At 43.8% G+C, this 13002-nt stretch carries 7 protein-coding genes; 4 read left to right on the forward strand and 3 right to left on the reverse strand.

From position 1 onward, the window contains the following. Positions 1 to 917 precede the first annotated feature (917 nt). Positions 918 to 2981: a methionine--tRNA ligase gene (gene metG, locus DEM91_RS07400; protein ID WP_249858473.1), complete on the forward strand. Its 2064-nt coding sequence runs from the start codon at positions 918 to 920 to the stop codon at positions 2979 to 2981. 24 nt (positions 2982 to 3005) lie between these two features. Beyond that, the gene (locus tag DEM91_RS07405; protein ID WP_249858474.1) at positions 3006 to 5552 is read left to right on the forward strand and encodes a zinc-dependent metalloprotease; all 2547 of its coding nucleotides are present in this window, start codon (positions 3006 to 3008) and stop codon (positions 5550 to 5552) included. Between the two features lie 131 nt (positions 5553 to 5683). Here DEM91_RS07405 and DEM91_RS07410 read toward each other — a convergent pair whose 3' ends face one another. Then, positions 5684 to 6451, reverse strand: a complete 768-nt coding sequence (locus DEM91_RS07410) for an ABC transporter ATP-binding protein (RefSeq protein WP_249858475.1) — start codon at positions 6449 to 6451, stop codon at positions 5684 to 5686. A 533-nt stretch (positions 6452 to 6984) separates the two neighbouring features. Here DEM91_RS07410 and DEM91_RS07415 point away from each other — a divergent pair. Both DEM91_RS07415 and DEM91_RS07420 read left to right on the forward strand, forming a co-directional pair. After that, entirely contained in the window at positions 6985 to 8259 is a 1275-nt protein-coding gene (locus DEM91_RS07415) for a glycosyltransferase family 4 protein (RefSeq protein ID WP_249858476.1), read from the forward strand. Next, a complete protein-coding gene (locus DEM91_RS07420; protein ID WP_195252974.1) occupies positions 8260 to 9036 on the forward strand; it encodes a glycosyltransferase family 2 protein in 777 nt (258 codons plus the stop codon). It begins immediately after the preceding gene. An 80-nt stretch (positions 9037 to 9116) separates the two neighbouring features. On the opposite strand, the gene DEM91_RS07425 is transcribed toward DEM91_RS07420, so the two are convergent. Both DEM91_RS07425 and pulA read right to left on the reverse strand, forming a co-directional pair. Beyond that, positions 9117 to 11036, reverse strand: a complete 1920-nt coding sequence (locus tag DEM91_RS07425; protein WP_195252975.1) for a glycoside hydrolase family 13 protein — start codon at positions 11034 to 11036, stop codon at positions 9117 to 9119. 12 nt (positions 11037 to 11048) lie between these two features. Further along, on the reverse strand, positions 11049 to 12998 hold the full coding sequence (pulA, locus tag DEM91_RS07430; RefSeq protein WP_410525633.1) for a type I pullulanase: 1950 nt from the start codon (positions 12996 to 12998) through the stop codon (positions 11049 to 11051). Between the last annotated feature and the right edge of the window lie 4 nt (positions 12999 to 13002).

Raw genomic sequence — 13002 nt, forward strand, 5'->3', positions numbered from 1 at the left:
GCCGGAGGCGCGAAGCCTCCGAAGAGCGGCATCCGACTTGTCTCCGTGTGTTAGCCTTTGCAAACATAGTAACTTATAAATTAAATAAGTATCGTGTTTCAAATATAGCCATTTTATGTGGCATAAGCAAGTTTTTCGACTAAGTTTTTCCCTTTATTACCATAATATTTGTAAAATACTGTCAAAATGTACATTGCCAATTGATATAAGTCGTTGTATAACGATGAAATGGCTATTTCTTCCACATATCATTGGAAGTGCCCTTCGCCAGAAAATCAATAGCACTTGTAGCGAAGAAGACTGCAACCCAGTTTCTCAACACCTCCAATTTGAGACGAAATGAGTGGAAATATTTGTCTTTTTTCTTGACAACAGCCCCTTCATAACTGCCGTATTTTGAAACAAACCTGTCATGCCTCGCAAATATCGCAGTATTTCAAGACTTTTATAAGCGGCTGTTTATCAATGTATTGTAACTCTTGTGCGTGCTATTAAGCACTTAACTTGCCTCTCTTCCTATCCAAAATGATTGCTTTAGTGCCCTTAACTCTTTGTTCTAACCCTTTTATCTCACGTGAATAGAGTCCTTAAGTGCTGTTTACAGTCCTCTTAACTCAATGCTCTAACATTATTTGGGCTTCAATTTTGTCATTTTCACACTTTTGTGTAGTGAGCGTGCCTATCAATTTTTCTATTTTGTCATTTTATAAACCCTCGTTTTTTGTCATTTATTTTAACAAAACTCAACTTGAATTGGTGCGTTAATTGGTTTCGAGTGAGTGTGTAAGCATAGCAAGTATATACAGGGAAGTTGCAAGATTGTTTAGTATTTCTTTGTTTCAATCAGTTTCTCAATTATTTTGTTATCTCTTTGATTTGTAGTAATTTTGCACTTTAATATTAAACCCATTAAATTCATGGAAGAGAAAAAGTTCAAACGCACAACCGTGACGGCCGCCTTGCCGTATGCCAATGGTGGCGTCCACATAGGACACTTGGCAGGAGTGTATGTACCTGCTGATATTTATGTTCGCTATTTGCGACTGAAAAACCAAGAAGTTATCTTTATTGGTGGTAGCGACGAGCATGGCGTACCCATCACCATAAGAGCCAAGAAAGAGGGGATTACACCACAAGATGTGGTAGACCGCTATCACTCTATGATTAAAAAGAGCTTCGAGGAGTTTGGAATTAGCTTTGATATCTATTCCCGTACCACCTCGAAGACACACGAGCAGTTGGCTTCCGACTTTTTTAAGAAACTGCTGAAAGAAGGCAAATTGCAGGAACAAGAGTCTGAACAGTATTATGATGAAGAGGCTCACCAGTTCTTGGCAGACCGTTACATCAAAGGTGAGTGCCCCCACTGTCATTACGATGGAGCGTATGGCGACCAGTGTGAGCATTGCGGCACAGCCCTGTCACCATTAGAATTGATCAATCCCACATCAACCCTCAGTGGTTCAAAACCTGTCATTAAGAAAACTAAAAACTGGTATTTGCCTTTGAACGATTATCAGCAGTGGCTCAAAGAGTGGATACTCCAAGGACATAAAGAGTGGCGCTCCAATGTCTACGGACAGTGTAAAAGCTGGTTAGACCTTGACTTGCAGCCTCGCGCCATGACTCGCGATCTTGATTGGGGTATTCCTGTGCCAGTAGAAGGTGCAGAGGGGAAAGTGCTATATGTATGGTTCGATGCCCCGATTGGCTATATTTCCAATACCAAAGAACTGTGTGAACAGGCACCAGAGCGTTGGGGTTCTTGGGAAAAATGGTGGAAGGATGAAGATACTCGTTTGGTACATTTCATCGGAAAAGATAACATCGTGTTCCATTGTCTCATCTTCCCCACCATGTTGAAGGCACACGGAGGCTATATCTTGCCCGACAACGTGCCAGCTAACGAGTTCCTCAATCTGGAGAATGACAAGATTTCTACCTCACGCAACTGGGCAGTATGGTTGCACGAGTACTTGGTAGACCTGCCTGGGAAGCAGGACGTGTTGCGCTATGTGTTGACAGCCAATGCACCAGAGACCAAGGACAATAATTTTACGTGGAAAGATTTCCAAGAGCACAACAACTCTGAATTGGTAGGCATTTATGGCAATTTTGTGAACAGAGCGTTGCAACTCACCAAAAAATATTTTGAGGGAGTGGTTCCAGCGTGTGGTGATTTGTTGGATATTGACAAGCAAACACTCGAAGAATTCAAAGATGTAAAGCAAAAAGTTGAAACGCTTTTGGATGCGTTCAGGTTCAGAGATGCACAGAAGGAAGCCATGAATCTGGCACGCATAGGAAACAAATATATCACTGAATGTGAGCCATGGAAGGTTTGGAAAACCAATCCAGAACGGGTAAAAACCATTTTATACATCTCATTGCAATTGGTTGCCAATCTTGCCATTGCCTTTGAACCCTTCTTGCCCTTCTCTTCTAAGAAACTTCGGCAACTCATCAACATGGATACCTTCGATTGGAGTCAGTTGGGAAGTACCGACTTGTTGAAAGCTAACCATCAGTTGGCAGAACCAGAGTTGCTGTTTGAAAAGATTGAAGATGAGACTATTGAGATTCAACTCAAAAAGTTAGAAGAAACGAAGAAAGCCAACGAGGCTGCTAACTATGTGGCAAAGCCCATCAAACCGATCATAGACTTTGCTGATTTTGAGAAACTTGATATCCGAGTTGGGCACATCAAGCATTGCGAACGGGTGAAGAAGGCAAACAAATTATTGAAGTTCACCATTGATGACGGCACAGGTACCGATCGTACCATTGTTAGTGGTATTGCAAAATTCTATGACCCCGAGGCACTCATTGGCAAAGATGTGTGCTTTATAGCTAATTTAGCACCTCGCAAGTTAATGGGCATTGAGAGCCAAGGCATGATATTGTCTGCCGAAGACTTCGATGGTTCTTTGAGCGTAACCACCATTGAGCATCCTGTAAAGCCTGGTAGTCAGGTGATGTAAAATAGCTATTGATACAAAAAAATCATGATTTTAAGCAACAAACACTTATTGAGTTTCTTCTTTTTGTTCATGGGTTTGTCTCTTCAGGCTCACCCATGGCTCTATCCGTCATTAAAGGTTGATACCACTAAGACAGAAAAGAAGATACCTCGTGATACCACCAGCACGGCAAAAGATTCGGTGGATGTAAAGAAAAAGGTCAAGAAAAAGAATGAGTATGCTGACCTACTTAAAAAGGGAGGGACAGAACTCAAAGGACTTTTCACAGTTCGCCATATCGAAGATAAATGGTATTTTGAAGTTCCAGATAGTCTTTTAGGTCGATATTTCTTGGCGGTGACACGCCTTACTGCTACTCCCCAAAACTTTGGAAAGTATGCAGGAGAAATGATGAACGAGGCAACGGTCTACTTTGAAAAACGAGATGAGAAAACCATGTTGCTACGTGTATATGTGTTATCACAGTTGGCTGATGAGAAGGACAATATCTCTCGAACACTCAAGGCATCAACAGTAGATCCTATTGTGGCATCGTTTAAGATTATCGGACCCAACAAAGATTCAAAGCGTAGCTTGATAGAGGTTACCAAACTCTTTAAGTCTGAAAACAAAGTGATGTCGTTTGCCGAGTTCTTTAGCAAGCGATTGAAGTTGGGAGGATTGCAGAGCGATCGAACATTTATTGACACATTAAAAGTTTATCCTATCAACATCGAGATTGCAACTACTCGGACTTACAGTTCGTCGGGGCAGAATATGGCTGCCGCACAAACGGGTGCGGTGACCTTAGGACTTAACACAAGTTTTGTCATGTTGCCTAAAATACCCATGCGTAAACGCCTTTGGGACGAGCGTGTGGGGTACTTTACAGACCGTGTGACTTATTTTAACGATAATCAGCATAAGACCGATCGTGAACAATTCATAGGAAGATTTCGTTTGGTGCCCAAAGACGTGCAGCGATATCGTCGGGGAGAGTTGGTGGAGCCTGTTAAGCCCATCATCTTCTATATAGACCCTGCCACACCTAAGAAATGGGTGCCTTATCTCATTAAGGGTGTGAACGATTGGCAAGTAGCTTTTGAGGCGGCTGGATTTAAGAGGGCTATTATCGGTAAGGAGTGGCCCAAAGACAGACCAGACATGAGTGTGGACGATGCGCGCTATAATGTAATTCGTTATTTGCCTGCGGAAATAGAAAATGCGTATGGCCCCCATGTTGTCGATCCACGGAGTGGTGAAACCATTGAGAGCCATATCTGCTGGTATCATAATGTGATGAATTTGCTTACCAAGTGGTACATGACACAGTGTGGTCCGCTTGATAAGCGAGCTCAGAAAATGCCCTTTGACGACAAACTGATGGGCGAGCTAATCCGTTTTGTATCATCTCACGAGGTAGGGCATACGCTCGGTTTGCGCCATAATATGGGAGCCAGCCATGCCACACCAGTAGAAAAGTTGCGTGACAAAGCATGGGTAGAGAAGCATGGACACACCGTTTCTATTATGGACTATGCTCGATTCAACTATGTGGCACAGCCTCAAGACGGCATTTCGTCAAAAGGTCTTTTCCCACGCATCAATGATTATGACAAGTGGGCGATTAAATGGGGCTATCAATATCGCCCAGAATTTAAGGATGAATTTGCAGAACGCAAAGCCTTACGTACAGAAACAACCAAAGTATTGAAAAACAATCCTCGTCTTTGGTTCAGTGGAGAGGGGCGTGATGAAGATCCTCGCTCACAAACAGAGGACTTGGGTGATAACAATGTCAAGGTATCTGATTATGGTATCCTTAACTTACAACGTGTTATGGCGAACCTGCCAAAGTGGACCAAACAGCCAGATAGTCAATTTGACAATCTTACAGAGATGCATGAAAGCGTACGTGATCAGTTCCGTAGGTACACCAATCATGTGCTAAAGAATGTAGGTGGCCGCTATCTTAACAATCTGCCAGGTTCTAAACCCTATGAAGTAGCACCTGCAGAGCGTCAGAGAGAGGCGGTAGATTTCTTGGCTCGTCAGTTGTTTGATGCACCATTATGGTTGTATCCTGACAATATCACAAGTATCACAGGTGACAATGCGGTTGCTCGTATTTCGAGTAATCAAAATCGTGTACTGAATTCTTTGCTCTCGTTAGACGTCTTGACTAAGATTTATAACGATTCTTTCGATCGCTCTTCGGCTTATCAATTGCCCGATTATCTTGACGATGTTTATCGTGCAGTGTGGAAACCATTAACGGCAGAACAGAATATAAAGAACACTACTCGTCGCACTTTGGAGCGTAGTTTTGTGCAATGTATCGACCAACTGCTTAACCCAAGTGAAAAACCACAGCGGGCATCCAATCTTTCTCAAATGCTTGCGACGGGTTCAGGTGGCAATTCTTCTTCGCTGACAAGTGATGCGTTGCTGTATGTACAAATGCTTTTGGATAAAGTAGAGACGTATTGTCAAGCACAACAGGCGCAAAGTAGTGGCGTGAATGCCATGCACTACAAAGACTTGTTACGACAAATCAAACGGGTTAAAGATAAGCAAACCTCGGTGAAATAAAAAGATAAAATAAAGCGTCTCAATGATAAGATACAGTCTTATCTTATCATGAAGAGAGGCTTTATCATCGACAATTTCAAAAAATAGCCATTTTATCAGAAGTGAAAGGATTCCTCTCAACGATAAAATGGCTATTTTTTTATTCTAATCTTTTGGTGGTAACTATCAAATTGTATGGAGCTGTTCTCGATGAAATGGGGGAATATGCCATTATCTATTAGTTCTTTGGGGGTGCCAACCTGTAACTGATGAGCATCGTCAATGAGCCATATCTTATCTGCAACTTGGATAGCTAACTCAATATCGTGGATAGATAAGAAGATACATTTATTCTCTTTGTGCGCCAGTCGTGCAAGTAACTGTAGTGTTTCGGCTTTGCTTTGAAAATCTAAGAAAGCTGTTGGCTCGTCCAAGATGATGACGGACGTCTGTTGTGCCAATGCTTTTGCTATAAAAACTTTTTGCTTCTCTCCGTCGCTTAGCGTTTGTATCTTCCTATGAGAGAGAGGGGTGATGCCAACAAGTGCGATGGAGGATTGTATAATTTCATCGTCCATCTTATTCAATCCTCCCCAAAATCCCGTGTACGGTGAGCGACCTAAGCCCACTAATTCGTAGACGGTAATGTTTTTAAGATCGAGTTTTTCGGTCAGTACCACACTTACTTTTTGTGCCAACTCTTGATGATTCCATTGTTGAAGTGGTTTGCCTGCTATCTTTATCGTACCCTTTAACGGTGGTTGAAAGCCAGCAAGTGTGCGCAAGAGGGTCGACTTTCCCGAGCCGTTTGCCCCTAATAGACAGGTGAGCTGTCCACTATACAGTGAGGCTGTGATAGGAGATACCACAGCGTGGTTATCGTATCCAATTATTAAATCAATGAGTTCTATCGTTTGCATCGTGTCGCAAAGATAAGCATTTAAGCAAAATATCTCTCTTCAACGCTCCTTTTTTATTCTAAAAATGTGTCTCTTTTTTAGGTGATAACGATGTTAAAAAAAATACGCTGTAACTCTTCTCGAGCTACAGCGTATAAGTATGTTTAACTAAAAAACTTTTCTTAGTAAATGAAAACCTCACGGCCTCCATTGTTACCTGTTAAACAATCTGTTTAATTTACCTTAAACCTAATAACTAAAAACCTAAATCTATTACTACTAACCTAAACAATCTATTAACCTTTTGGTGTTGCAAAGGTATGTACTTTTGCACTTCGTTCCAAATATGTCTTGCTGTTTCCTTGCAAAAATGGTGCTTTCTTGACTTATATCAACAAATTGTGTTCGCACACAATGTTGTTTTTCTTCACCAATAGGGTAGTGGTGATGTTTCTATATGCAGTCATATTGCTGAACGAATGGCTTAAAAAGCACTAATTTCTTGTTGGATTTTGTAAATTGATGTATCTTTACCCCTATAATAAAGCAGTGATATGCGGATATTGATAGTTAACACAAGTGAGAAAACGGGCGGGGCAGCATTGGCTTCTAATCGTTTAATGGAGGCTTTGAACAAGGCAGGATGTAAGGCAAAAATGTTGGTGAAAGATAAAGAGACCAACCAACTTTCTGTTGTAGCATTGCCTCGTGAGTGGCTTAAGCGGTGGCATTTCTTGTGGGAACGATGGTGCATCTTTTGCCATTTGCATTTTAATAGGCGGTATTTGTTCGCTATCGATATTGCCAATATCGGAACAGACATCACCCAACTGCGTGAGTTTCAAGAGGCAGACATCATTCATTTGGAGTGGATCAACCAAGGGATGTTGTCTCTTCGAAATATCCAAAAGATAGTGGAAAGCGGTAAACCCGTGGTGTGGACACTGCATGATATTTGGCCTGCAACAGGCATTTGCCACCTTAGTCTTTCATGTACGCATTTTAAGAAAGAGTGTGGAAACTGCTCTTATCTGCCAGGTGGAGGTTCTAAAACGGATTTATCGCACCGTATTTGGCAACGCAAAAATGCCATTTATCAACAAAGTAACATTCATTTTGTTACCTGTAGTAAGTGGTTAGGACAGCAAGCAAAGGCAAGTGGATTACTATCAAAGCAAGCCCTCTCTATCATTCCTAATCCTATTGATACCCATGTGTTTGCACCAGCAAGTAAGTACGAAGCTGCTCAACGGTTAGGATTGCCAACAGATAGACAGCTGATTTTGTTTGCATCACAGCGCATCACGAACGTTAATAAGGGTATTCAGTATCTCATAGAAGCGTGTCAACTACTCGTTAAACAGCAACCAGAGCTAAAAAGCAGCGTAGGATTAGTGGTGTTGGGCGGTCATGCAGAAGAGATAACGACTCGGTTTGATTTACCTACTTATCCACTTGGTTATGTGAATGATACGAAGAAAATTGTGGATGTGTACAATGCAGTAGACTTGTTTGTCTTGCCTTCGCTTTCTGAGAACCTGCCCAATACCATTATGGAAGCCATGGCGTGTGGAGTTCCATGTGTAGGTTTTGAGGTAGGGGGCATTCCTGAGATGATTGACCACCGAGAGAATGGCTATGTGGCGCATTATAAAGATGCTCAATCCTTGGCTGCTGGCATGGCATGGATATTGGATGAAGGAACCGACTACGAGACATTGAGCAAAAACTGTATTCATAAAGTAAGGACGGAGTATGCACAACAGCATGTGGCGGAACGATATTTGGCTGTGTATCAGTCCGTATGGAGAAATAAAAAGGAAGAATAGATGATTAAATTTACGATTATCACTTGTACCTATCAAGCGGAGAAAGAAGTGGAGAGGACACTAAGAAGTGTATTGAAACAAACATACAAGGATGTTGAGCACTTGATTGTGGACGGTGCTTCTACGGATGCAACGTTGCGGTTGGCGCAAGCTTATGTTACCGAGTCGCAAGCGCAAAACAACGGACATCAGGTAATGGTGACTTCCGAACCTGATAAGGGATTGTATGATGCGATGAACAAGGGTCTCAAACATGCTACGGGAGATTACGTGTTGTTTCTGAATGCTGGAGATACCTTTCCGTCTGAAAGCACCTTAACACAGGTGGCAGCATGTGCGGAGAGGGCGAGTGTCTTGCCTGGTGTGTTATATGGCGATACAGATATTGTAGACAATGAGGGGAGATTTGTGCGCCACCGTCGCCTTTCTCCGCCTAAAAAGTTGAGCTGGAAGTCGTTTATGCAGGGAATGGTGGTGTGTCATCAAGCTTTTTATGCACGCACGGATTTGGCAAAGCAAGTTCCCTATCAATTAAAATATCGTTATTCTGCAGATGTTGACTGGTGTATCAGGGTGATGAAAATGGCACAGAAACAAGGACTGCCTTTGCGCAATGTCCAGACTGTTGTGGCGAACTATTTGGACGGAGGCATGACCGAAAAAAATCATAAGGCATCTTTGAAAGAGCGTTTTCGTGTCTTGGAGTCGCATTATGGTTATCTCCCAACCCTCTTCATGCATGCATGGTTTGCAGTAAGGAGTGTGTTGAAAAAGTAAGTGTATGTGTGTTTGAACAAAATGTTTGGAGGATTGATGTGATATGAGATACACCAATCCTCCAAATAGCTGATAGAAGTTTATAATTCAATAATCATGGTTTGGCGTGGTTCTAACTGTATGTCAGCGGTCAAATCGATGGTTTTTCCTGTCTGTACCTCCACACCTGTTTTGTGTTGTCCAATTACTTCGGCATATCGCTTCACGTCCATTCGGGCTTCTTTCGATGTTCCGTTAAGTACGGTCAGCACGGTTTTACCTTGATATTGGCGTGCCAAGACGTACACCCCTTGGTGAGGGATGAACTGAATCTGCTTACCTTGGGCAATCACTTCATTTCCCTGTCGCCAATGCAGCAGCTTGCTGAGCCAGTTGAACATTTCGTTTTGTACCTTTGACCTGCCCTCTGCCGTGAATGCCGCGTGTACATCGCCTGGGAAACCACCTGGGAAATCCTGCCGTACATTACCATCGGTCACCTCTTTGGTGCCATTCATCAGCACTTCGGTGCCGTAATACAGCTGCGGAGTGCGGTTCATGGTGAGTAAAAGAGCTAAGGCTTGTTTGAGTGCGGCGACATCTTGTCCATTACCTAAGAATCGGTCGGTGTCGTGATTCTCGATGAAAGCCATGACATCTTTTGGATTTTCGTATAGGTAATCGTACACCAATGAGTTGTAAACCCTGTTCAGTCCATCCCACCATCCATCGGTCTCTTCATTCTTCGCCTTGTTGATTTTTTCAAAGAAGCTAAAATCCATAACGCTTTTCAGGTTGCTGTTGATGTTCGACAGCTTACTGTCTTTTTGCCAAGCAGCAGTATAAGCGGGTTCTGTGTTCCATGTTTCGCCCACCACGTTAAAGTTGGGATACTCCTCGTTGAGCGTCTTCATCCACAATGCCATGGCTTTGCGGTCGGCATAAGGATAGGTGTCCATTCGGATGCCATCGATGCCTGCGGTCTCAATCCACCATATACTGTTTTGGATGAGGTACTTGATGACGTGCGGATTGCGCTGATTCAAGTCAGGCATGGAGGGTACAAACCATCCGTCAACGGTTTCCTTTAGGTCTATTTTCGAAGCGTATGGGTCGAGCACCGGCGTGAGTTTATAACTGGTCTGCAAATACTTGGAGTCGGTTTTTGTGCCATTTGGCATGCCTGTCTTCTCATCTTTTCCTGTCTTCTTGCCTTCCTTGAGCCATTCAGGCATGTTCAACCAATCGTCAGAGGGTAATTCTTTGAGCCATGGATGTTCAAATCCACAGTGGTTGAAAATCATATCCATCACCACTTTAAGTCCTTTTTGGTGGGCTTCATCAATGAGTTGGCGATATTCCTCGTTGGTGCCAAAGCGTGGGTCTACCTTATAATAATCTGTCGTGGCATAGCCATGGTAGGTACTAAAGCCGTTGGTGTCGGGCGAATTGTTTTCCAATACGGGTGTGAACCATAGGGCGGTTACCCCCAAATTGGTGAAATAATCGAGGTGTTTGCGAATGCCCTCCAAGTCGCCCCCATGCCGAAGACTGGGTTTCGCACGGTCGCAAACATAGTTGTTCATGCCTTTTATCTGGTCGTTCTTGGTGTCTCCGTTGGCAAACCGGTCGGGCATGAGCATATACAGCACGTCGGCATTAGTGAATCCCATGCGCTTGTCGCCACTCATCTCTCGCTGCTTCAGCTCGTATTTCACCTTTTTTGTTTTCTTTCCCTTGGTGAACGACAACGTGATAGTGCCTGGCTTGGCATCCTTCAGGTTGAGATAAGCCAGCAAATAATGTGCGTTGGGCATCTGTACCACGCTGTCTATTCGCACGCCAGCGTCACGGGTGGTTACTTGAGTGCCGTGCAAGTCGTTGCCGTACACCATGAGTTGCAAACTCGCATCTTTCATCCCAACAAACCAATTGGTTGGGTCAATGCGATTTATTTGTATTTGGGCATTCGTCGTAAAAGTCTGTGTTAAAAGGCAAATGCCAAATAATAACTTCTTCATCTTATTTTCTTTTTACTGCTGTTTTCTTAAAATCATGGCTGATTGTGCAGGAACAATGGCCTTGTCGGCATGTTCATCGAGCATCAATTTCTCTGTTCCATTGACGTCGATGACCCCATCATAGCACAGTACGTTGTACGCTCCAGCCGGCAAGGATACCTGTTTTGCGATCTTGTTGGCATTGAGCAGCACGTAGATGTAGCTGTTGGTGGGGACATCAAACAAGCGATAACACACCAAGCAAGGCTCTGTTGGGAGGAATGTAAGATGCTGACGCACCGCCTCGGCGTTGCCCAAACGGAATGCGTGGTATTGCTTTCGCAGTGCAATGAGTCCTTTGTAATAGCTGAACACCTGTGGGTAACGCTGCAAATTGTCCCAATCCAACCGATTGATTTCTATGGGAGATTGATACGAGTTGTGTACCCCTTGTTTGTCACGAAGCATCTCTTCGCCACTCAACATGAACGGAACACCTTGTGAAGTGAACACTGCCGTTTGTGCGAGTAAGTCCAATCGGATGATTTCTTCGGTAGAAATGTTGGGTATTGACGCCTTCAGCCGGTCCACCAAGCACATGTCATCGTGGCAACTTACATAACTAATCATTTGTGTGGGTTCGGTTGCCCATGCCACTTTGCTGTAGTTCACTTTGCTCATGTCTACTTGTGGGTGTGCTATGGCACCGGCAATGCCAAACTTAATGCTCTCTTCTTCGCCCGCAATGCCAGCAAGGAACGCTCCTTTCCTGTCGTCACTGAAAGGACCACGCAATGCATCGCGCAATTCATCGCTAAAGGCTGCAATGCCTGGCAGTTGTTGGATGTTGGCTTTCATGGCGAGTTTGTCCACAGGATAAGCACAACTACCTGCACTCCATCCCTCACCATAGATATAAATAGACGAGTCTATCTTGTCCACTTCCTGTCGGATAGCGTTCATGGTCGCTATGTCGTGAATGCCCATGAGGTCGAAACGAAAGCCGTCAATGTGATATTCGTTGATCCAATATTTTACCGATTCTAACATGAATTGCCGCATCAAAGGTTTTTCCGAGGCTGTCTCGTTTCCACATCCCGATCCATTTGAATACTTGCCTTCTGCGTCCTTGCGATAATAGTAATCGGGGTAAGTACGCTGAAAGTTACTGTTTTCGATGTCGAACGTGTGATTGTACACTACATCGAGGATGACACGAATGCCCGCCTTGTGCAGGGCTTGCACCATTTGTTTGAACTCCTTGATGCGCACTTTGGGGTCTTTGGCGTTGGTACTGTATGCTCCCTCTGGCACATTGTAGTTTTTTGGGTCGTATCCCCAGTTGTAGTTGGCGTTAGATGTTTGGTGTTCATCCACCGAGGCAAAGTCGAACGAAGGCAACAAGTGTACCGCATTCACCCCTAACTCTTTGAGGTGGGCAATGGCTTTTGGTTCAGCCAATCCCACAAACTTGCCCTTATGAACTGCAGGAGAGGTAGGCGAATCGGTGTAATCGCGTACGTGCATCTCGTATAACACCAAGTCGGAGGGCGATGCCAGTGCAGGTCTCTTGTCGTTTTCCCACCCCTCGGGATTGGTTGTTTGCAGGTCAATGATAGCTCCTCTATTGCCATTGATGCCCACAGCCTTGGCAAACACGCCCGGAGTCTCGCCTCCTTTGTGCTGTTGGTAACCCAACACTTCAAAGGTATAGTACATGCCTTTCAGGTCGCCCTTCATCTCTTTTGCCCACACGTCGTTGCCCATTGACTTCATTTTTACGGTCTTTGTGGGCTTTCCACCTTCGCCTTCTTTGTACAAACGCAGCACGACACGCTTGGCAGCGCTTGGTGCATTGAGCTTGAATGCAGTTTTTTGAGGCGAATAAATCATTTCGTTGAACACTTTGGCAGATAAAGATAATTTACTTGTTGGCATCAGAAAAGCCAACAACAGGAATAAATAATATTGATAATGTCTCATCATT

Origin of the sequence: Prevotella sp. TCVGH, from assembly GCF_023522295.1 — a bacterium.
In the GTDB taxonomy this organism is placed as follows: Bacteria; Bacteroidota; Bacteroidia; order Bacteroidales; family Bacteroidaceae; genus Prevotella; species Prevotella timonensis.

Coding starts and splice junctions, on each gene's coding strand:
- metG (WP_249858473.1), top strand. CDS start 918: ATGGAAGAGAAAAAGTTCAAACGCACAACCGTGACGGCCGCCTTGCCG.
- DEM91_RS07405 (WP_249858474.1), top strand. CDS start 3,006: ATGATTTTAAGCAACAAACACTTATTGAGTTTCTTCTTTTTGTTCATG.
- DEM91_RS07410 (WP_249858475.1), bottom strand. CDS start 6,451: ATGCAAACGATAGAACTCATTGATTTAATAATTGGATACGATAACCAC.
- DEM91_RS07415 (WP_249858476.1), top strand. CDS start 6,985: ATGCGGATATTGATAGTTAACACAAGTGAGAAAACGGGCGGGGCAGCA.
- DEM91_RS07420 (WP_195252974.1), top strand. CDS start 8,260: ATGATTAAATTTACGATTATCACTTGTACCTATCAAGCGGAGAAAGAA.
- DEM91_RS07425 (WP_195252975.1), bottom strand. CDS start 11,036: ATGAAGAAGTTATTATTTGGCATTTGCCTTTTAACACAGACTTTTACG.
- pulA (WP_410525633.1), bottom strand. CDS start 12,998: ATGAGACATTATCAATATTATTTATTCCTGTTGTTGGCTTTTCTGATG.